This window comes from Nocardia sp. NPDC056952, from assembly GCF_042674185.1.
GTDB lineage: Bacteria > Actinomycetota > Actinomycetes > Mycobacteriales > Mycobacteriaceae > Nocardia.
The window spans coordinates 1,449,613-1,469,314 of record NZ_JBHURA010000001.1 but is presented as its reverse complement, the minus strand read 5'-3'; the positions used below and the strand labels follow the sequence as shown (position 1 = coordinate 1,469,314).

17 protein-coding genes are annotated in these 19,702 nt (G+C 65.1%); 9 read left to right on the top strand and 8 right to left on the bottom strand.

Going from position 1 to position 19,702, the window contains the following annotated elements:
* Positions 1 to 239: 239 nt before the first annotated feature.
* Positions 240 to 1,460: a CaiB/BaiF CoA transferase family protein gene (locus ACFTS5_RS06710; protein ID WP_378628072.1), complete on the top strand. Its 1,221-nt coding sequence runs from the start codon at positions 240 to 242 to the stop codon at positions 1,458 to 1,460.
* 189 nt (positions 1,461 to 1,649) lie between these two features.
* On the top strand, positions 1,650 to 2,330 hold the full coding sequence (locus tag ACFTS5_RS06705) for an AIM24 family protein (protein ID WP_378628071.1): 681 nt from the start codon (positions 1,650 to 1,652) through the stop codon (positions 2,328 to 2,330).
* A 68-nt stretch (positions 2,331 to 2,398) separates the two neighbouring features.
* Here the strand turns inward: ACFTS5_RS06705 and ACFTS5_RS06700 are convergent, their stop codons facing one another.
* Genes ACFTS5_RS06700 through ACFTS5_RS06675 form a run of 6 tightly spaced genes read right to left on the bottom strand, consistent with a single transcriptional unit; the run spans position 2,399 to position 8,100 of the window.
* Positions 2,399 to 3,553: a CaiB/BaiF CoA transferase family protein gene (locus tag ACFTS5_RS06700; RefSeq protein WP_378628070.1), complete on the bottom strand. Its 1,155-nt coding sequence runs from the start codon at positions 3,551 to 3,553 to the stop codon at positions 2,399 to 2,401.
* Positions 3,546 to 4,706 carry a CaiB/BaiF CoA transferase family protein gene (locus ACFTS5_RS06695; RefSeq protein ID WP_378628069.1) on the bottom strand — a complete coding sequence of 387 codons (1,161 nt, stop codon included), beginning with the start codon at positions 4,704 to 4,706 and terminating at the stop codon, positions 3,546 to 3,548. Before ACFTS5_RS06695 ends, ACFTS5_RS06700 begins: the two co-directional genes overlap by 8 nt.
* Positions 4,707 to 4,757: 51 nt before the next feature.
* The gene (locus ACFTS5_RS06690; protein ID WP_378628067.1) at positions 4,758 to 5,174 is read right to left on the bottom strand and encodes a Zn-ribbon domain-containing OB-fold protein; all 417 of its coding nucleotides are present in this window, start codon (positions 5,172 to 5,174) and stop codon (positions 4,758 to 4,760) included.
* A gap of 19 nt (positions 5,175 to 5,193) precedes the next feature.
* Positions 5,194 to 6,399, bottom strand: coding sequence for a thiolase family protein (locus tag ACFTS5_RS06685; protein ID WP_378628066.1), 1,206 nt, complete (start codon positions 6,397 to 6,399; stop codon positions 5,194 to 5,196).
* Positions 6,400 to 6,403: 4 nt separating this feature from the next.
* Positions 6,404 to 6,907, bottom strand: a complete 504-nt coding sequence (locus ACFTS5_RS06680; RefSeq protein WP_364708891.1) for a MaoC/PaaZ C-terminal domain-containing protein — start codon at positions 6,905 to 6,907, stop codon at positions 6,404 to 6,406.
* Between the two features lie 47 nt (positions 6,908 to 6,954).
* Complete coding sequence (locus ACFTS5_RS06675) at positions 6,955 to 8,100, bottom strand: acyl-CoA dehydrogenase family protein (RefSeq protein ID WP_378628064.1); 1,146 nt, start codon at positions 8,098 to 8,100, stop codon at positions 6,955 to 6,957.
* 376 nt (positions 8,101 to 8,476) lie between these two features.
* On the opposite strand from ACFTS5_RS06675, the gene ACFTS5_RS06670 reads away from it, so the two are divergent.
* The 3 genes from ACFTS5_RS06670 to ACFTS5_RS06660 all read left to right on the top strand — a co-directional run bounded on the left by ACFTS5_RS06670 (position 8,477) and on the right by ACFTS5_RS06660 (position 12,410).
* Positions 8,477 to 9,832: a phenylacetate--CoA ligase family protein gene (locus tag ACFTS5_RS06670; RefSeq protein WP_378628062.1), complete on the top strand. Its 1,356-nt coding sequence runs from the start codon at positions 8,477 to 8,479 to the stop codon at positions 9,830 to 9,832.
* A gap of 79 nt (positions 9,833 to 9,911) precedes the next feature.
* On the top strand, positions 9,912 to 10,853 hold the full coding sequence (locus tag ACFTS5_RS06665; protein ID WP_378628060.1) for a LysR family transcriptional regulator: 942 nt from the start codon (positions 9,912 to 9,914) through the stop codon (positions 10,851 to 10,853).
* A 78-nt stretch (positions 10,854 to 10,931) separates the two neighbouring features.
* The gene (locus ACFTS5_RS06660) at positions 10,932 to 12,410 is read left to right on the top strand and encodes an aldehyde dehydrogenase family protein (RefSeq protein ID WP_378628058.1); all 1,479 of its coding nucleotides are present in this window, start codon (positions 10,932 to 10,934) and stop codon (positions 12,408 to 12,410) included.
* Positions 12,411 to 12,538: 128 nt separating this feature from the next.
* Here the strand turns inward: ACFTS5_RS06660 and ACFTS5_RS06655 are convergent, their stop codons facing one another.
* Both ACFTS5_RS06655 and ACFTS5_RS06650 read right to left on the bottom strand, forming a co-directional pair.
* Complete coding sequence (locus ACFTS5_RS06655; protein WP_378628055.1) at positions 12,539 to 13,483, bottom strand: FAD-dependent monooxygenase; 945 nt, start codon at positions 13,481 to 13,483, stop codon at positions 12,539 to 12,541.
* Positions 13,484 to 13,870: 387 nt separating this feature from the next.
* Positions 13,871 to 14,389 (bottom strand): nuclear transport factor 2 family protein, encoded by a 519-nt coding sequence (locus ACFTS5_RS06650; protein ID WP_378628054.1) that lies wholly within the window; start codon positions 14,387 to 14,389, stop codon positions 13,871 to 13,873.
* A gap of 181 nt (positions 14,390 to 14,570) precedes the next feature.
* On the opposite strand from ACFTS5_RS06650, the gene ACFTS5_RS06645 reads away from it, so the two are divergent.
* The 4 genes from ACFTS5_RS06645 to ACFTS5_RS06630 all read left to right on the top strand — a co-directional run bounded on the left by ACFTS5_RS06645 (position 14,571) and on the right by ACFTS5_RS06630 (position 19,009).
* Positions 14,571 to 15,203: a TetR/AcrR family transcriptional regulator gene (locus tag ACFTS5_RS06645; RefSeq protein ID WP_378628052.1), complete on the top strand. Its 633-nt coding sequence runs from the start codon at positions 14,571 to 14,573 to the stop codon at positions 15,201 to 15,203.
* Positions 15,204 to 15,309: 106 nt separating this feature from the next.
* Positions 15,310 to 15,678, top strand: a complete 369-nt coding sequence (locus ACFTS5_RS06640; RefSeq protein WP_378628051.1) for a hypothetical protein — start codon at positions 15,310 to 15,312, stop codon at positions 15,676 to 15,678.
* A gap of 311 nt (positions 15,679 to 15,989) precedes the next feature.
* Positions 15,990 to 16,925 carry an alpha/beta hydrolase gene (locus ACFTS5_RS06635; protein ID WP_378628049.1) on the top strand — a complete coding sequence of 312 codons (936 nt, stop codon included), beginning with the start codon at positions 15,990 to 15,992 and terminating at the stop codon, positions 16,923 to 16,925.
* A 1,088-nt stretch (positions 16,926 to 18,013) separates the two neighbouring features.
* Positions 18,014 to 19,009, top strand: coding sequence for an SDR family NAD(P)-dependent oxidoreductase (locus tag ACFTS5_RS06630; RefSeq protein ID WP_378628047.1), 996 nt, complete (start codon positions 18,014 to 18,016; stop codon positions 19,007 to 19,009).
* Positions 19,010 to 19,702: the final 693 nt, after the last annotated feature.

Below are 19,702 nucleotides of genomic sequence, written 5' to 3'. Positions count from 1 at the left end.
GGGAAAGATTCTTCCCATGAACCCCCACCCCCAGTAAGAACTACTGTCAGATCACGAGCGCCGACTGATTCGGCCTCCGCGAATTCGGGCTTCGTAACATGTCACTGGGTTCGATAGCACTCGCGTTTTACGATGAGAGGAGCCGGTGACCGGACCTCGGGTTCTCCCGGCACGATCGATGATCGCTGCCGGTGGCGCAGCCCGGCCGCGTCTCCCGCACCACGAAAAGAGACGAACACATGACCGGACCGCTCGACGGCGTGCGCATCCTCGACCTGACCTCGAACTTCATGGGCCCCTTCGCGACCCTGTTGCTCGCTGACATGGGCGCCGATGTGGTGAAGATCGAATCCACCGCCGGTGACACCACGCGCGGTGTCGGTCCACGCCGCAACCCCGGCATGGGCGCGATCTTCCTGCACCTCAACCGCAACAAGCGCAGTGTGGTACTCGACCTCAAATCCGCGGACGGCAATGCCGCGTTGCAGCGCATGCTGGCCTCGGCCGACGTGCTGCTCTACAGCCTGCGCCCGAAGTCGATGGCCCGTCTCGGCTTGGCCTACGAACAGGTGCGCGAGCGCAATCCGCGCCTGATCTATTGTGGCGCTTTCGGTTTCGGCCAGAACGGCCCGTACGCCGACCGGCCCGCATACGACGACCTGATCCAGGCCGCCGTCGGCATGCCGGTACTGCAGAGCCGCAAAACCGGTGAGCCCACCTACATCGCCACCGCGATCGCCGACCGCGTCGTCGGGATGGCCGCGGCGAACGCGATCACCACCGCGCTGTACCGCCGTGAGCGCTCGGGGCACGGCCAGGAGGTGCAGGTCCCGATGTTCGAGACCTTCGCCCAGTTCGCCATGGGCGACCACCTCTACGGCCACACTTTCATCCCCTCGATCGGCACCTCCGGATATGCCCGGATGATGAACTCCGACCGACGCCCGTACCGGACCCGCGACGGCTATCTCGGCGTGAACGTCTACAACGACAAGCACTGGCACCGATTCTTCGCGCTGGCGGGGAAACCGGAAATGTCGCAGGACCCCCGCTTCGCTGATATCGGTGGCCGCACCGAGAACATTGCCCTGCTCTACAGCTTCCTCGCCGAAGTACTCGAAACCAAGACGACAGCGGAATGGGTGCAGATCCTCACCGAGGCCGACATCCCCGCCATCGAAATGAACACACCCGAAACCCTGCTCGACGACCCGCACATGAAAGATGTCGGCTTCTTCGTCGAGGAGGAGCACCCGACCGAAGGACTACTCCGGTCGCTGGGCATCCCCCAGCAGTGGAGCGAGGACGCACCCGAATTGCGTTATCCCGCACCGCGACTCGGAGAGAACTCGGTCCAGGTACTCAGCGAGTACGGGTTCGGTGCCGACGAGATCGATCATCTGGTGTCCACCGGCGCGGCCTTCACGCCCGAGACGTTGCAGATTCGCACCGACGTCTGACAACCCCGATGCGACCCGCCTCGAGCCGAGGAGGACCACATCGTCGGCTAACGAGCGAACTCACCCGCTGATACCGAAGATCGCGCGATGGGCACCGATCCGGCAGCTCGGTATCGTGGGGCAGGCGCTCGGCCGACCCGCGCCGGCCCGAACAGGCTGCCCCGCAATCGTTCAGGAGCACAGACGCGCATGCGCAGTGAGATCTTCCACGCCGACAATATGGCCCAGCAGGCAACGCAACTCGGCATCACCCTGCAGCACTCCAGGTGTGTGAAGGCCTGCGTGAACGGCGAGGTGTACGCCCGCCAAGGTGCCATGATCGGCTACCGCGGGCAATTCGCGTTCGAGGTCAAGAGCCAGGGGCTGCGCAACCTGGTCAAGCGGTTCGCGACCGGTGAGGGGGTGCCGTTGATGAGCTGCCGCGGGCAGGGTGAGGTCTGGTTCGCGCACCATTCCTCGGAGTGTTTTCTGATCGACCTCGACCCCGGCGATTCACTGTCGATCAACGGCAAACACATCCTCGTCTACGAGCCTTCACTCGGCTATGACATCCAGATGGTCTCCGGCGCAGGTGCTTTCGTCGGTGGCGGATTGTTCAATTGTGTGTTCCAAGGACAGGGTCGGCTGGCGATCACCAGCCACGGTCAGCCGATCGTCATCCCAGTCAGTCACCAGCAACCGGTGTTCGCCGATTCCGATGCCCTGATCGGCTGGTCCTCGGGCCTGCAGACCTCCATCGTGCGCACCCAGAGTTTCGGATCGATGCTGCGCGGCGGGTCCGGTGAGGTCGCGCAGGTGCGATTCCTCGGCGAAGGGTTTGTCATTCTCCAACCCTCGGAATTCAACTTCGGGCCGACAGGCTCGAAGTAGCCACACCGGGCAACGAGAACGCGCTCGGCGGAAGTTTCGCACCGAGCGCTTCGTCGGTCACACTGAGGTCAGGCGATGGCCTGTTGATCACGCAGGGCGGTGAGCTCGGCAGCAGTGAAGCCCCAGTCATGCAGAACCTCGTCGGTGTGCTCGCCGGGTTCGGCGGGTGGGCGCTGGATCATGCCCGGTGTGCGGCTGAATCGCGGTGCGGGAGCGGGCTGGACCACTCCGTCAATGTCGACGAAGGTCCCGCGAGCACGCAGGTGCGCGTGTCGCGGTGCTTCGGTGAGCGAGAGCACCGGGGCCAGGCACGCCTCCTGCCCCTCTGCGAGGGCACACCATTCGTCGCGGGTCTTCGTCAGGAATACCGACGTGAACCGTTTGTGCACCGACGGCCACTGCGATTTGTCGTGCTGGTCGGGCATCTCCGATTCGTCGATGTCCATGATGCGCAGCAGGTTGCGCCAGAAGCGGGATTCGTTGGCGCCCAAGCTGATCCAGCCGCAGTCGGCTGTTTCGTACACGTTGTACCAGGGCGCGCCCGAGTCGAGCCGGTTCACGCCGCGCTCGTCGCTCCAGTAGCCGGCGGCGAACAGGCCGTAGAACAGGGTCATCAGCGAGGCCGAGCCGTCGACCATGGCGGCGTCGACCACCTGGCCCCGACCCGAGGTGCGGCTTTCCAGCAGCGCGGACACCACACCCAGCGCCAAATATAAGGAGCCCCCGCCGAAATCACCCGCCAGGTTCAGCGGGATGGCGGGCGGTTCACCGGCGCGGCCGACCGAGTGCAAGACGCCGGTCAGTGAGATGTAGTTGACGTCGTGGCCGGGATCCTGTGCGAGCGGGCCGAATTGGCCCCAGCCCGTCATCCGGCCGTAGACCAGCGCCGGATTGACCGCCGTGCACTGTTCGGGGCCGAGGCCGAGCTTCTCCGCGACGCCGGGCCGAAATCCTTCGAGCACCACGTCCGCCTCGGCAACGAGTCGCAGCACCGCTTCGACCGCCGCGGGCTTCTTCAAGTCGAAGACCGCGCTGCGCCTGCCCCGGTTGAGTAGATTGAACCGCGCGTTGATCGGCGCGCCACCGTCGTAGCCCGGGGGGCGATCCAACCGGATGATGTCGGCACCCAGATCCGACAGCAGCATCGCGGCGAACGGGGTCGGTCCGACCCCGCCCAGTTCGACGATGCGGATGCCCGCGAGCGGGCCACTGGCACTACCCATTGCCGTTTCCACCCATTCGGAGACTGTCGCGCAGTTGGTCGTCGGCTCCGCCGATATCTTGCGCGGCCGCCAACGGTGGTGGCCGTTTGCCGTCGAACGACAACGGCAGACCCACGACCCCGAGCTCTTCTTCGGAGGGTGCGCCGATAATGCCGAGCGCCCTGGTCTGCTCGTGAGCGACCATCTCGGCGGTCGTCTGTACCGGCGCGACCGGGACACCGAAGTCCTGCAACCGTTTCTGCCAGTATTCGCGCGGTTGTTCGGCCAGCCGATCGCCGATCAGCCGGTCGATCTCGGCCCGATTGGCCAGCCGTCCCGCGTTCGTGGCGAACCGCTCATCGCTCGCCCACTCCGGCCGATCCAACGCCCGGCTCAGGTGTGCGAACAGGCCGTCGTTGCCGCAACTGACGATCAGATCGCCATCGGCGGCCGAGTACGCGCGGTGCGGCACGATGAACGCGACGCCGGATCCGCGGCGTTCGCCGGGTGCGCCGTCGGCGTTGTAGCCGGCCGCGCCGATCGACATCCATCCGATCGCCGTTTCCAGCAGCGACGCGTTCACCGCGGCGCCGTCGAGCTTGGACTGACGGCGATGCAGCGCGGCCAGGATACCGATCGCGGCCCACATGCCGGTGCCGAAGTCGATGATCGACACTCCCGCGCGCACCGGCGGTCCGGTGTTCTCGCCGGTGATGCTCATGATTCCGGAGAATGCCTGCATCAGCGGGTCGTAGCCTGGCAGCATGTTCATCGGCCCGCTGTGTCCGAAGGCACCGACCTCGCAATGCACGAGCTCGGGCTTGGTCACCCGCAGGCTTTCGGCATCCAGGCCGTATTTGGCCGCCGAGCCCGGTCGCAGATTGTGCAGGAACACATCGGCGCGTTCTGCGATCAACTGGTGCAAGAGCGCAAGCTGATCGCGGTCCTTGATGTCGATCTTGATGGACCGTTTACCGCGGTTGAGTGCGTGAAACGCAGCGCCGCTGCCCTTCCACATACTCGGGCCCCAGCCTCGCGACGAATCCCCGGTCGGCCGCTCGACCTTCCACACTTCGGCGCCGAGTTCGGCGAGGATCTTGCCGGTGAACGGCGCCGAGGCGCTGTCACCGAGCTCGACCACGACGATCCCGGCCAGCGGAAGTTCGTTCTGCATCGCCTACTCCTGCCCTGGTCGTGATCGATCGTCTTGTGTCATCGTGCACCTCTACCCGGGGTTCGCGGCGGTGAAAACGGGGATGGTCTGGGCGCCACGTTCGACGAAGCGGACGGTGACGTCCTGGTCGATCGCGATGGACTCCGGGTCGCCTTCGATCTGGGCGAAGAGCATGTAGCCCTCCGCCATCTCGACGAATCCGACGGTGTAGGGCGTGATAGACGCCCACACCGGGGTCGGGCCGCGCATCACCGTACTGAAGGAATAGACCGTGCCGCGTCCGGCCGACTCCTCCCAGGCCAGTGCTGCGGAGGCGCAGTACGGGCAATACGAATGCGCGGGCCAGACGGCTTCGGCGCAGTCGGCACAGCGTTGAAAGGTCAAGCGCTGATCGTCCAGCGCCGCCCAATAGGGCGCGGCGTCGAGCAGCTGGTACGGCTGCGGCCAGTCGTTGGTTGATTCGCTCATGATGTTCTCCGATTCCCGCTCAGGACGCCAGCACCAGGACGCTGCCCGCCGCCAACATGCCGCCCGCGCCCTGCACCAGTGCGGTTTCCGGCTTGCGGGTCGGCGTCAGTCCCAGTGCCTGTCCGCGCAGCTGGCGCACGGTCTCGATGATGGTGTCCATGTTGCAGGAGATGCCGGGCTGGCCGAAGGACAGCCAGCCGCCGTTGGTGTCGGTCGGCAGGTCGCCGTCGACGCCGGTGCGGCCTTCGCGATAGACGTCGATACCACGCCCCTTCTTCGCGAAACCCAAGTCCTCCATGACGATCGGGCCCATGTGCGCGAAGTTCACCGACATCTGCACCATGTCGATGTCGGAGGGGCCGAGATCGGCCATCGCGTAGGCCTGCCGCGCCGCCTCGATGGTGGCGGTGTGGGTGAGGTTGGGCAGGGTGCCGAAGTCGGCGAACTTGCAGGTGCGCATGTTCATCCGGTCCGACAGGTACTCGTGGGTGGTGGCCGAGCCGTACCCGTGCAGGTATACCGGCTTCTGGTCGGCCCTCACATTGTCGGGCGCGGTGACGACCAGTGCACCGCCGGTACCGCCGCCCCAGGTGGAACACATCCACCGGCGCAACGGGGTGGCCACGTAGGGCGAGGCGAGCACCGTGGCGACATCGATCTCGCCGTGCTTGGCCTTGGCTGCGTGCGGGTGGTGGGCGCCCCAGCGCTGGTTGGCAACGGCGACCTCGGCGAGATCGGCTTCGGTGATGCCGAATTCGTGGAAGTACCGGCGCGCGGCCTGGGCGTAGAGGGACGGGATCGTCGGTCCGTACATCACTTCGAACTGCGGATCCGCGTCGGCCTCCGCGCCCATGGCCACGGCGTCGACGAACAACTCCGTCGCGTCGCTCTGCAGGCACAGCACGTATGCCGCCTTGCCCGCGGCGATCATCTGTGATGCCTGGGCAAGGGTGGCGGTGAGGCCGGCGCCGTGCAGGGTGAGTTCGCTGGTGAACGTCAACGGCATCTGCATGTGCGAGGCGAAGATGTTGTTCCACTGCGAGCGTTTGTCGGCCCACGGCGAACGACCGGTGAACAGGGCGTCCACCTGATCCTTCGTGATCCCCGCGTCGGCGAGTGCCGCCACGGTGGCCTCGACGGCCAGCTGCAGCGGGTCTTTGCGATTGGCGCGCGTGGCATAGGCATCGCCCATGCCGACGATCGCTGCGACGGGTTGTGCGGTCATGAGGTCAGCCCCGCACCTTTTCGGTTGGCAGCGAGGCGCCGACGAGTGCGTCGAGGTCCTCGCGCTTGCGCAGCATGAGCAGGCTCCACTCGCTGCGCTGGACCACGTCGCCGTCCTGGTTGAGCGCCTTCATCAGGAAGGTGACGACGCCGAACTTCTCGTCCTTGTCCTTCTTGGCGATGACCTCGGCGGTGACGTAGATGGTGTCGTTGATCAGCACCGGCTTGAGGTAGCGCAGATTGTCGATGCCGTAGTTCGCCTGGATCGACGGGCCGAACTGGATCAGGCCGGTCATCAGGGAGTAGGTCAGCGAACCCTGCACCAGGCGCTTGCCGAAGCGGGTCTGCGCGGCGTAGTGCACGTTGGAGTGGATCTCGATCCAGTTGCCGGTCAGCGCACAGTAATTCACGACGTCGGCTTCGGTGATGGTGCGTCCGCCCGAGCGGAACACGGTGCCGACCTCGATCTCGTCGAGCGGCATGTCGATGCGATTGTTGATGGTGGCCATCGAAGGTCTCCTCAGAGTGCTTTCGGGAGGGTGGTTTACACGCCGGACTACAGGCGCATCGACTTGGCGATGATGGTGCGCTGGATCTGCGAGGTGCCGCCACCGATGGTGGACTGCACGCTCTCGCGCAGGTAGCGCTCCATGTCGGCCTCGGGCAGGTTGGCGTAGCCACCCAGGATCTGCATACCGTCGAGGGCGCACTGCTTGAGGGTTTCGGAGCCGTAGAGCTTGGCCATGGAGGTCTCGCGAGCGGCGGGCAGACCGGCGGCCTTCATCTTGGCGGCGCGGTAGCAGAGCAGACGCGCGGCGTCGACGCGGGTCTGGTTCTCGGCCAGCATGTGCTTGAGCACCTGGAACTCGTAGATCGGTTTGCCGAACTGGATACGCTCATGGGCGTACTTGTTGGCCGCGCGCACCGCCTCCTGGGCGTTGCCGACGTAAGCCGCGGCGACGGCACAACGCTCGAGCTCGAGGTGATCGGTGATGATCTTCCAGCCCTGTCCGACCTTGCCGAGCAGCGCGTCGGCGGGCACACGCACCTCGTCGAGGAAGATCTCGGTGGTACCGGTCGCATGACGCGACAGGGTCGGCAGCTTGCGAATGTCCAGGCCCGGGGTGTCGTTCGGGATCAGCAGGACCGAGAGACCACCGTGCTTGTCGTCGGCATCGGTGCGCACCAGCATCGCGATGACGGTGTCCTTGGCCGCGGCACCCGAGCACCACAGCTTCTGGCCCGAGATCACCCAGTCGCCGTTGGCTTCCTGGCGGGCGCGGGTCTTGGTGTTGGAGGCGTCGGAACCGGCGTCGGGCTCGGAGATCGAGACCGAGAACCGGATCTGGCCGTCGATGAACGGCTTGACGTAGCGCGCCTTCTGCTCGTCGGTGCCGTACTTGAGAATGTTCATCGCGGTGAAGGTCGGCACCAGCACCGAGCAGGCGAAGTCGAAACCGTACTTGCCCAGGCCCTCGGCCATCAGCGAGTAGTCGAAGATGTCACCGCCGGAGCCACCCTCGGCCTCGTCGATGAGGATGCCGAGCCAGCCCTGCGCGGCGATCTTCTCGTATGCCTCGTACGGGTACTCCCGGCCGGTGTCGCACTTGCGCACGTACTCCACGGTGATCTCGTTGTCCATGAACTTGTTCACGGTGTCGAGCCAGTCGGCCTGCGACTCGTCCAGGAAGTTCGAATTCATTCTTGCGCTCCGTAATGCGATGGTTTCGGATAATTGTTTCGCCGAGCAGTACGTTAATTCCCGCCCACTCGGGCGCCAAGTGATGATCTTCGAATTCGTCATTCGACAGCTTCGAATCCCGCGGCGGGTGGTCCGATACTCGACCATTCGATCCGGCCTACCCACAACCACCCACGAACCAGCAGGTCAGGCAGGCATGCCGCCGATAGTTCGAGATTGACCCGCACCCAGTCTGTTAGCAAGTGAAAAATTCCGAAGTGGTAGTTCGAAGACAGTGAATTGAATAGCTGTAATAGCCCAACTATGGTCAGGGAACAATCGTCGCCGAACCGCAACGGTAGCGCGGCGACGTTGCAACGGCCATTCGGGAGTCATCATGAGAAGTGTTCCTTTCTCGGCGCAGTACTGGAGTGCCGTCGAGACCTTGTCGGCGACTCAGTCGCGGCGGGTCCAAGACGAGCGCCTCCGGGAGCAGCTCGCCTATCTGGCCGCAAACAGCGCGTTCTACCAGGCAAAGTTCGCCGAGCACGGTGTCGACGTCGGCAAGATCGAGACGGTTGCCGATCTGGCGGATCTCCCGTTCACCGAGAAGCAGGAACTGCGCGACAGCCTCGCCGCCGCTCCGCCGCTGGGTGCGCACGTGGCGGCCGCCGATGCCGATATCGTGCAGATCCAGGCTTCGTCGGGCACCACCGGCTCACCGTCCTACGTCGGCCTCACCGTCAGCGATATCCGCACCTGGAGTGAGCTGGGCGCACGCGCCCTGTACGCCAACGGTTTTCGGCCCGGCGACCGCTTGCTGCACGGCTTCGGCATGAGCAAGGGTTTTGTCGGCGGCCTGCCGATCGTGCAGATCCTGCAGTACATGGGCATCGTCGATATCCCGATCGGCGCGGAGGCCGGCGCCGAGCGACTGCTTCGTGTGCAGGCCGATCAGCGCCCCAACGCCCTGATCGGCACCCCCTACTTCCTCACCCACCTGGCCGAGCAGGCTCCGCAGATCGTCGGCCGCGCCGCCGCCGAGCTAGGGGTGCGCGCGATCAGCGTGGGCGGCGAACCCGGCGGCGGGCTGCCCGCGGTGCGCGAGAAGCTCGAGTCGCTCTGGGGCGCGACGGCACGGGAGATGTTGGGTGGCACCGATATCGCGTGCACCTACTGGGGCGAATGCGAGGTCGGCGACGGCATGCACTTCCTGTCGCCGGATCTGATGATCGCCGAACTCATCAACCCGGAGACCGGCGAACAGGTGGCGCCGGTCGCCGGCGCCGGCGGTGAGCTCGTCTACACCGCCCTGCGCCGCCAGGCCTCTCCCCTGCTGCGGTTCCGCACTCGCGACCACGTGGTGGTGACCGGAACCGACTGCGCTTGTGGCCGAACGGGTTACAAGGTGCGCTGTGTCGGACGCACCGACGACATGCTCATCGTGCGTGGCATCAACCTGTTCCCGTCGGCGGTCAAGGAGCTCGTCATGGAGCTGGTTCCCGCGACCACCGGCGAGATGCGCATCCGAGCCGACTTCGAGGGTCATTCGACCCAGCGTCCACTGCCGCTGGTGGTCGAGTACGCCCACGATCTGAGCGCCGAGCAGCGCGAGGACCTGCGCACCACCATCGAAGGACGAGTGCGTTCGGCGCTCAATGTGAAGTCGGTCGTGGAGCTGGTGCCCGATGGCACACTGAAACGACCCGACCATGTCAAGGTCGCTCTCATCGAACGGGTGCCGACTTCCTGAATGCGAGATATTAAATATTCTTTGTCGGCGTCTGGACTATGCTCGGAGTCACCGGCCACAGATCGTCCGCGGAGGTGACATGGGCACGCTCAACCGGTTGCACCTGATCCGACAGGTCGACCTGTTCACCTTGCGACTGTTCCTCTCCGCGATCGAAGAACAGCAGATCGGCCTGGCCGCGATCCGCGAGAACATCGCCGCGTCCACCGCGACCAAGCGGATCCAGGTGCTCGAGAACATCGCCGGGGTCAAGCTGCTCGACCGCACCCCGAAGGGCGTGGCGCCGAGTCCGGCGGGTGCGATCCTGGCCCGCCACGCGCGCATGATCTTCGACAGTCTCGACGACATGCGCACGGAGTTCGCCTCGCTCACCGAAGGCGTGCAGGGCGAGTTGCGCATCGTGTCGGCGAGGTCGGTGATCGTGCCGTTCCTGGCCCGTGAGCTCGGCGACTTCAACCGCGAATACCCGCTGGTCGATCTGGTCGTGCACGAGGTCGAGAACGCTGACATCGTCCAAGAGGTTGCACGAGGCGAGGCAGACCTGGGCGTTTTCGCCTCGGCGTACGGACTCGACCTCGACGGTGTCGAGGTGACCCCGTATCGGCGCGACCGCATCGTCGCGGTGGTCCCACTCGGGCACCCGCTCAGCGGGCAGACCAGCGTGACGATCCGGGATCTGCTGCCGGAGAATCTGATCGCTCCACGCGCCTTGGTCGGGGCGCTGCGCGCGGCAGCCCAGCGTGTCGGCGAGGCGTACGCGCCCAAGCACGTCCTGCGCAGCGGCGGCGCCGCGATCAGCCTGGTCAATGCCGGGCTGGGCGTCACCGTGCAGCCCGAATGCCTGGTGGGCCACGAATGGACCGGTCGCGTCGCCGTACTCGACCTCGACGAGCCATGGGCCGAGCGGCGGATCCACCTCGCCACCGCTCGCGGACGCGAATTCAGCCCCGCCACGAAGATTTTCATCGAACAGCTGCTGACCCGCCCCGTGGACGACGACCACCTCGACGACGATCTCTGATCCCAACACCACTACCGATCCCCGGTTCCACCCGAGGGCTGGCGATAAGCGCCTCAAGGAGAATATATTATGCCCGATATGCTTGCATCAGTTCATGAAGTGCCCGCGTTCATCTCCGGCCCGAAGCGCCATCTCATCGACGGCCAGTGGGTCGACGCCGCCTCCGGGCGACAGATCGATGTCGTCAATCCGGCCACCGGGCAGGTCATCTCGCAGATCGCCGCGGGCGATGCCACCGATATCGACCGCGCTGTCGCCGCCGCCCGGCGCGCGTTCGAAGGTGAGTGGAGCCGCTGGACGCCGCACCAGCGACGCAAGCTGCTGTTGAAGGTCCACGATGTGGTGCTCGACAACTTCGAGGAGCTCGCCACCATCGAGACCCTCGACATGGGCGCCCCCCTGCAGCGCACGCGCGGGCTGGCCGAATGGACCTCGCAGGTCCTGCAGTTCTTCGCCTCCCAGTGCGACCTCGCGACTGCTTCCACTCCCCCCAACTCACTGCCGGGCAACTTCCTCACCCTCAAGCACCTCGCCCCCGTCGGCGTGGTCGGCGGCGTCATTCCGTGGAACGGCCCCCTGATCGGCCTGTGGTGGATCTTCGGGCCCGCGCTCGCTACCGGCTGCACCGCGGTGCTCAAGCCCGCTGAGGATGCCTCGCTGTCAGTACTGCGTATCGCGGAACTGCTGACCGAGGCCGGCGTACCCGACGGCGTGATCAATGTCGTCACCGGCTACGGCATTGAAGCGGGCCAGGCGCTGTCCGAGCATCGCGATGTGGACCGGCTCGCGTTCACCGGTTCGGTCGGCACCGCCCGGTCGATCGTGCGCGCCTCGGCGACCAACTTCAAACGACTGCAGCTGGAACTGGGCGGCAAGTCACCCGACATCGTCTTCGCCGACGCCGACCTGGACAAGGCCGTGCCCGGAGCCGCTATGGGCGTTTACACCAACAGCGGTCAAGTCTGCGTCGCCGGCTCCCGCATCCTCGTGCAGCGCGCGATCTACGACGAATTCGTCGCCCGCATCGGCGAATTCACCAAGACCGTGCGCGTCGGCGACGGCCTCGACCCGGACACGCAGCTGGGACCGCTGATCAATCAGCGTCAGCTCGACCGGGTGCAGCAGTACATCCAGATCGGCGGCACCGAGGGCGCCGAACTGGTCGCCGGCGGCAAGCGCCTCGACGAACTCGGTGCGGGCTACTTTCTGGAACCGACCATCTTTGCTGATGCCACCAATACCATGACCATCGCGCGCGAGGAGATCTTCGGGCCCGTCGCTTCGGTCATTCCCTTCGACGACGTCGACGACGCCCTCCGCATCGCCAACGACACCGAATACGGACTGGCGGGCGGGGTATGGACCCGTGACCTGTCCACCGCGCACAACGTCTCCCGCGGTATCCAGGCCGGCACGATCTGGGTGAACTGCTACGGCGTCCTCGACCCCTCGATCGGCTTCGGCGGGTACAAGATGAGCGGATACGGATGGAAGGGCGCCAAGGAACACGTGGAGTCCTACCTCTACCCGAAAGCGGTCTACATCAACCTGGACTGACGAGCCGCACCGGCACGGCAAGCGGGGCTCGACACCGGTCGAGGCCCGCTTGCGGCGTCAGGGTGGATCTTGTTGCGCCGCAATCACATCGAGTTCGACGACCATGATTCTCGCAGCTCCGAAGAATTCTAGATGCCCGCGAAGGACCGGCTGAAGGACTGCCCTGCCGATACCCGACTGCGCATTCCGGCCAACCGGGCCGTTTCATAGCGTTCGAGGCCTTGCTCGGCATCCACGCCGTCGAGCGCCTCTGCCAGCGCGACCGCATCCGCTACTGCTTCTTCGAATCCGGCACCGGTCATGGGCGTCTGAGCGTGCGCGGCGTCACCGAGCACACCGATGCGGCCGTTGACCACCCGATGCGGTAGGTATTCGGTGATCGGGGTGGCCACCACATCCCTCGCCCGGAACGCCTCGACGACACCCGTGCGCCAGGGTTCGGGCCACCGAGTCTCGGCGGTGCGGATCATTTCGTCGTAGACCTCGCCGGGGACAGCGTCCACGCGCGGCGTGTACTTGACCTCCGCACCGTCGATTGCTCCGATCCGCCGGAACAACGAGGTGTGGTGCGGATCGAACCAGCCCCATCCGTAGCGGGTGACGCCGCCGTCACGATCGATCAGCGGGTACACGGCGAGCATGTCGTCCTCCCCGGAGAAGAAATCGGGGCCACCGGCTCGCTTGAGGTAGTACTCCGGCAGATCCGACTGCCCCAGCCACACAACGTATCCCGCGTAGTCTGCGACAGGCCGGGCCGAATCCACCCAGCGGCGAACCACGCTGCGGTAGCCGTCGGCGCCCAGCAGCACGTCGCCGGTCCACACCGATCCGTCCGCTAGGCGGGCCCAGGCAGCGTCGTCGTCCTGTCCGACCTCGGTGACGTGAGCGTTCTCGACCACTGTGATGAGCGGCTCCGCATCGGCGGCATCGCGCAGTGCCGAATACACGTCCCACCAGGAGTGTGGGTAGGCCCCTTGCCGCATCGACGCGGGACCGAGTGCCTTACCGACGATCTCGCGCGCTTGCGCACCGAGCGCCCCACGTAAGCTCGCGCCGGATACCAAAATGGCCACGCCCCGCTGTGTGCGCCCACCTGTCCGCTCGAGAACGGTGACCGCCCTTCCGCGAGCCGCCAGCGCGAGCGCTGTGGTCAACCCACCCAACGAGCCACCGACGATCAGTGTCGCCGCATGGAGCGACGGGTGCTCGGAAATATCGGTAGAAATGACGGTCTCCTCGATCCACTCGGCGCCAACCGCTTATCCGCGTCCGGACGGTGGGTGGCGCACGGCCCACAGCGTCGCGCCGTGGCGATGTCCGAGTCGATGGTGGCACCCGCCGACCACCCGTTGCAGGGGAGAATCTGTTCCCAGGAAGCGCCGCGAACACCCGGACCAGATTCCGTATCACCGCAGGCGCGTACCTGCGGTGACCGAACATCTTCGGCGTGTGGCTCGAACTCAGAGGCTCGCGAGGGCGGTTACGAGGATCCTCGAGATGACCCACTTGCCATCGATCCGGACATACTCGTCCTCGATGCTCTCGAAGGCGAGGCTCTTCTTGCTGCCGCCCGCATCCGCGGCGAAGATCTCGAGTGCCTGCTTGGCGTGTTCATCGATCTCCTTCGCCTCGGCGGCCTTCTCTGCCGCCTCCGCCTCGGTGAGCTCGCCATAGCCGTAGATGTACCAGAACCCGGTGGCGTTGTTCTCGTCGATCACCGTGATCTGTGGCGCGACGCCGAGATGGATCGACTTGCGCGAGAGCAGAACCTGCTCGGCGAAACCCCAGAACGTGTCGGCTCCGTTCATGACGATCTCGGGAAGGTCGAGGTTGTTCGCGTCCTTCGGAATGAACACCAGGTCGGCTGACACTGTCGAGAGGTAGCGGTCACGGTCCTTGGTATCAAGAGACCGGTGGAAGTTGTATCGGGCCTGCTTGCAGTCCTCGATCGCGATCAATCGTTCCAAGGCAGTTGGCACCGACTGCTCCGTTCTGTCGGTTCCCCTCATCGGGGGCACCAGGGTCGAAAGATGTTCCGTGTGGCGGCTGCCGAGCTGAAGCTAGCACGCACTCGTCACACAAAATATAATATTGAACATCTGGTAGATATTTAATATAGTGCTTTCATCCCGGCCTGCCGGGCACATGGACGGGACGACGATGACCCAGCTCAGAACCCGCTGCGGGACGCGCGGCCGCTACGCCAAGAGCGAGGCGAAGCGTGAGGCCATTCTGGCCAGCGCACTTCAGGTGTTCGCTGATTCGGGCTATGCGTGCGGCACATTGCGCAACGTCGCCGAGCATGCCGGCATCAGTCCAGCAAACATTTTCCATCACTTCGCCGACAAACAAGCGCTGCTTCTAGCGGTGCTGGAGCAGCGCGACGAGTGGGCGCAGACTGTCGCGTTCCGGCCCGGAGACTTCGGCTTACTACTCGGCATCATCGATCTGGCCGACGCCCTGAGTCACACGCCTGAATTGGTTCGGGTGTACGTCATGCTCGTCGCCGAGGCCACCTCGCCCGCACATCCGGCCTACGAACACTTTCGCTCTCGCCGAAACACCTACCGCGACTTGCTGGCCCAGCGTTTCGCACTGGCTGACGAGCGAGGGATATACCGCGGGAAGTTCTCCCACGCGGATGCCGCGTCGAGCGTGATCGGCCTGCTCGACGGCGTGCAGCTGCAGTGGGCCGTGCAACCCGACGCAGTCGATATGGCAAGCATCATGCGCACCGCACTCGGCGCGCTCGTCGATCTCGACGCCTTACACACGTGGACGCGAGCCGTCTGAGATCCCACCGGACCACAACTGAATATCACCGCTGTCGGAACACCTGATCCGCACAGCAATTCACAAAATCCCGGCACCCCGTCGGGCCAAGAGAATAGAGTCAACGATGACAACCAGCACCCGTACCAACGCAGAACTCGCGCAGGCATGGCTCGACGCACTGGACAACGTCGACAATTTCGCCCCGCTCTGCGCGCCCGGCGCACAGGTTTGGCATTCCAACGACAACGTCTGGATTTCGTTCGAAAAGGCGATCGAGAACGTACACACTGTCGGGGGTCTGCCCACGATGACCAACCGCCGCTTCACCGTGACCGATACTGGTTTCCTCGTGCAGTTTTCCGGCGAGTTCAATGGCCAGAAGATCCACAACACCATCATCGTGAAAACTGAGAACGGCTTCGCAACGCATGCCGAGGAGTACATCGGCCTGGAGCTCGATCCGGCGGTCTTGGGTACCGTCTCCAACGCTTGATCGACTCGCCGATGGCTAGCCCGGGCAGCGACAGCGTGGCAATCGCAACCTCGCCAGGCGGCTGGAATTGATCTGATGGCACACAGCGTGGGGCGGGAGCATCGGCTCCTGCCCCACGTTGCCGAAGGGCAATTCGTCGGGCGGCCCCGCCTCGACTTCTGGTCGGCGACGATCCGGCCCGGCCGAAGTTCAGCCCCGGGCCTGACTGGGAGAGATCGTTCCTAGGCAGTGTTCTGACCTTCTTCGACTGCCGAAACGGCCGTAGATTTCTGTTGTAGCCAGCGAATAGCTACAGAACGGGAGAGAAGGTCATGGCAGACAACATCACAACGGTGCCGGTCAAGGGCTGGGCCTGGGACATCGCAACCGATATCTACTTCCCGCCGGGGTTCGACGAGTCGAAGGTGTATCCCACCATCGTCTCCGCCCACCCCACCGGCAGCTGCAAAGCGCAGACATCGGGCAACATCTACGGCAAGGCCCTGGCCGAAGCGGGCTACGTGGTAGCGGCCTTCGACGCGAGCTTCCAGGGGGACAGCGGTGGCGATCCGCGCTCGGTCGAGGATCCCGGCTTCCGGACCAGCGATTTCAGCTTCGTGATCGACCACCTCGTCACGCTGCCGTATGTCGACGCGGACAACATCGGTGTGCTCGCGATCTGTGGCGGCGCCGGCTATGCGGTAGCGGCCACCAAGATCGACCGCCGGATCAAGGCACTCAGCACCGTCGTCGGCAGCAACGTCGGCCGGCTGATGCGCGAGGGCTTCTCCGAGTACAACCCGATGGGCATGCTCGAGGCCATCGCCGCGCAGCGCACCGCGCAGGCGCGCGGCCAGGCCCAGGTGATCAACGATCTGCTGCCTCCGTCGGTCGAGGCGGCCAAGCAGGCGGGCGTCACCGATATCGATGTGCTCGAGGCCACCGACTACTACAAGACCGATCGCGGCCAAGCCCCCGGTGGCAAGACCAGCTTCAACTTCGGTCGCCAAGCCGCCCTGGCCGATTGGGACGCCTACGACCGCGTCGAGGTGTTCCTGACGCAGCCGCTGTGTGTGGTGATCGGCGACAAGCCCGGCGCCTTCGCTTCGCAGCGACTGAGCATGGAGCTCTACGGTCGTGCCGCGTCGAAGGACAAGCAACTCGTCGTGGTCGAGGGTGCCTCGCACTACGACCTCTACGACCAGCCCGGCCCTACCGGCGAAGCGCTGGAGAGCCTGGTGCCGTTCTTCGGCAAGCACCTGAGCTGATCGCTCTATTCATGTAGCGAGGGCCACCGGAACACCGGTGGCCCTCGCTGTGCCCGCCTCTACGGACAACCCGCCGAGGCACCACCATCCACCGCCCAGTTCCACGCCGTCGGGGATTCCCAGGTAGTCGGGCACGAACCGCACCGGAGGTCCCCCAACGGTATTGATAGCCGCCACTTCGCAATTCGCCGATACAAAACACAAGTGGCGCGGTAAGGGACTGCCGTAATAGCCGTCGTCGTCCGCAGTCTCCAACGCGGCCACCGCAGTGAACGCCGGTCGCGCGAGCCAGAATCGGGTCGACGCCCCGACCTCGGGACAAGCAACGAACAGAGCCGGTGCTCCGATTCTCACCACGGCCATCGCCGCGGTGATCACCAATGGCCATCGCTGCGCCTGCTTGCGAGCACGGACCATGCGACCGCGAATAGCGCACGATCACGATCACCCCCTACGAGCACCGGCAGCGCCAGCAGCCATAATTCCGTCACGACCCAACCTCGATGCAAGCCGACCATGATTGCCGTCAGCATCAGAAATGCAGCGCATGCGACCGCAACCGCGGGACAAGACTTCGCAGGAACACGACGACAACATATCCCGATGGTGTGGCGGATCCGCGCGGAGAAGGTGCCGAAATCGTGTGGTCCGGTCGCGCAGGGGTCAGCAGTATCGTTCCGCGGCCAGTGCCGCGAGCAGGTCCAGATCGGCCATGGCGTGGGCGGTGGCTCCGATTTCGGAGATCGTCGCGGCTTTCACGTAGGTAGAGGTCGGCGAGCGCGCCCGATTCAGGGGCGTGCGGGCGCAGTGCGAACGCCGACGACGACGCGTACTTACGCTAGCGAGCCGGCAAGCGATCGATGTCATCAGGTGGCGGGTGGCCGAACACCAGCACGACGATCTCGCCCACCAGCCATGCCAGCCCGACCACGACGGACCGCTACGGACTGCTGAGTTCCAGCGTCTCGCCGCCACCCGCACCCGACAGACGAAGGCTGCTCGCACCCTCCCGAGCGCACCTCGGCCGCACGCCGAGGACAGACAGCGTCGGCTGATTTCGCTCATTCTCTTGCGTCGCCGCAACCAAGATGCCATATACTATCAAATATATTTTAGATGCGACGAGGCGCCAGGCGTCCCGTCAACCTGTCGTCCATGCCACGCATGGAGGGAAGCGAGAGACCATGTTGCGTTTTGACGGGAAGGTCGCCATCGTCACGGGCGCCGGTCGGGGGCTCGGCCGCTCGCACGCGCTGCTGCTGGCTTCACGAGGAGCATCGGTCGTGGTCAACGACTTCGGAACTTCTGCCGCAGGCAACGGGTTCGACACCTCTCCGGCTGACGACGTGGTCTCAGAGATCATCGCGGCGGGCGGAAAGGCCGTGGCGAACTACGACAGTGTGTCGACAGGCGCCGAAGCGATCGTGCAGACCGCGGTCGAGGCATTCGGACGTCTCGACATCGTCGTGAACAATGCCGGCATCAACCACATGACGCCCTTCGGTCCGGAAGCGATCGAGGGCATCCGCCAGCACATGGAGGTCAACTTCCTCGGCACCGCAGCCGTGACTGCCGCTGCATGGCCCCATCTCATCGCGTCCGGCGCGGGGCGAATCGTCAACACCGCGTCGCCGACGCTGGTCGGCTTCGAACAGCAGAGCGCGTACGTCGCCTCCAAAGGCGCCATCTTCTCGTTCACCCGCACCCTCTCCATGGAAGCGCTCAAGGTCGGTATTCGCGTGAACGCGATCGCCCCCACCGCCTACACGCGAATGGCGGCGGAGGCGGAGATTCCCGACGATCTCAAACAGCGACTCGAGAAGACTATGACCACCGCGATGGTCTCCCCCACGGTCGCTTACCTCGCACACGAGGACTGTTCCATCACCGGCGAGACACTGCTCAGCCAGGGTGGCTTGATGCAACGCTTCGCGCTCACGATGAACAACGGCTACACCAACCCTGAGGCAACTCCCGAGGACATCCAAGCCAACCTCGACGCGATCCTCGACGACGCCAGCAGCAAGCCGGTCGGAATCATCGGCTCGGACAACGAGGGTTCGCTTCTCGACTTGTTCAACTGAATACGCTCGGCGCCGAACTCCCCGGACCCGTCCCGTTGCCGGCCGCGCCGGTTCTTTCGCTGCCGATTCGCAGCAATCACTGAGGCCCTCGGTATTCGTGAGGCGATGCGGCTCGCCTCGAACGGTCAACCGTTCGAGGCGAGCCTTCCCCGTTCACCCACGCGCCGCCGCCACGTCGCGGGGCAGGACCAATCCTAGGCGCCCGAGCCTCACGCACACAGGCGCCGCGCCAGCCGCAATCAGATCCGAGATTGAACCTACCTGCAGTGCATTGCCAAGTGACGCAGGGCTTTTGCGTGCGAACCGGGCCAACTTTTCGACTGCGTTTGCCTCCCCACGCAGGGCCAGCCGGAAGTCGTCGCGTTCGGTGGCGGCGTGGCGCAGCAGTTCCAGCCTTCCCTTCGCCCCTGAACCCCTTGCCGGGGCGGCGGCGAGGGGATCACGGCGCTGCTCAGCTGTCCCACAATGCGAGAGGCACATCGATGAATTCCTCGGCGCGTGCGTAGCGCACATCGTGGGGCGGACGTGGGTGGCCACCGAAATTCGCGGCCGCCTGCGGAGCGCGGTGGCCTGGTCACTGGAGCGCACCGGTTTGGTTCCGCGACACCTCAGGTAGACGACGCGACGGCACCCCCTGTCTTGCCCCTCATTCTCAGTACTCAGGGCCGTCTGGTCCCGGACCGCACCGACAAC

Bases quoted from the DNA above. Each gene is read 5' to 3' on its own strand.
- ACFTS5_RS06675 (WP_378628064.1), bottom strand. From the start codon at position 8,100: ATGAATTCGAACTTCCTGGACGAGTCGCAGGCCGACTGGCTCGACACC.
- ACFTS5_RS06630 (WP_378628047.1), top strand. From the start codon at position 18,014: ATGCCATATACTATCAAATATATTTTAGATGCGACGAGGCGCCAGGCG.
- ACFTS5_RS06705 (WP_378628071.1), top strand. From the start codon at position 1,650: ATGCGCAGTGAGATCTTCCACGCCGACAATATGGCCCAGCAGGCAACG.
- ACFTS5_RS06660 (WP_378628058.1), top strand. From the start codon at position 10,932: ATGCTTGCATCAGTTCATGAAGTGCCCGCGTTCATCTCCGGCCCGAAG.
- ACFTS5_RS06640 (WP_378628051.1), top strand. From the start codon at position 15,310: ATGACAACCAGCACCCGTACCAACGCAGAACTCGCGCAGGCATGGCTC.
- ACFTS5_RS06635 (WP_378628049.1), top strand. From the start codon at position 15,990: ATGGCAGACAACATCACAACGGTGCCGGTCAAGGGCTGGGCCTGGGAC.
- ACFTS5_RS06665 (WP_378628060.1), top strand. From the start codon at position 9,912: ATGGGCACGCTCAACCGGTTGCACCTGATCCGACAGGTCGACCTGTTC.
- ACFTS5_RS06685 (WP_378628066.1), bottom strand. From the start codon at position 6,399: ATGACCGCACAACCCGTCGCAGCGATCGTCGGCATGGGCGATGCCTAT.
- ACFTS5_RS06695 (WP_378628069.1), bottom strand. From the start codon at position 4,706: ATGCAGAACGAACTTCCGCTGGCCGGGATCGTCGTGGTCGAGCTCGGT.
- ACFTS5_RS06645 (WP_378628052.1), top strand. From the start codon at position 14,571: ATGACCCAGCTCAGAACCCGCTGCGGGACGCGCGGCCGCTACGCCAAG.
- ACFTS5_RS06700 (WP_378628070.1), bottom strand. From the start codon at position 3,553: ATGGGTAGTGCCAGTGGCCCGCTCGCGGGCATCCGCATCGTCGAACTG.
- ACFTS5_RS06680 (WP_364708891.1), bottom strand. From the start codon at position 6,907: ATGGCCACCATCAACAATCGCATCGACATGCCGCTCGACGAGATCGAG.
- ACFTS5_RS06670 (WP_378628062.1), top strand. From the start codon at position 8,477: ATGAGAAGTGTTCCTTTCTCGGCGCAGTACTGGAGTGCCGTCGAGACC.
- ACFTS5_RS06710 (WP_378628072.1), top strand. From the start codon at position 240: ATGACCGGACCGCTCGACGGCGTGCGCATCCTCGACCTGACCTCGAAC.
- ACFTS5_RS06690 (WP_378628067.1), bottom strand. From the start codon at position 5,174: ATGAGCGAATCAACCAACGACTGGCCGCAGCCGTACCAGCTGCTCGAC.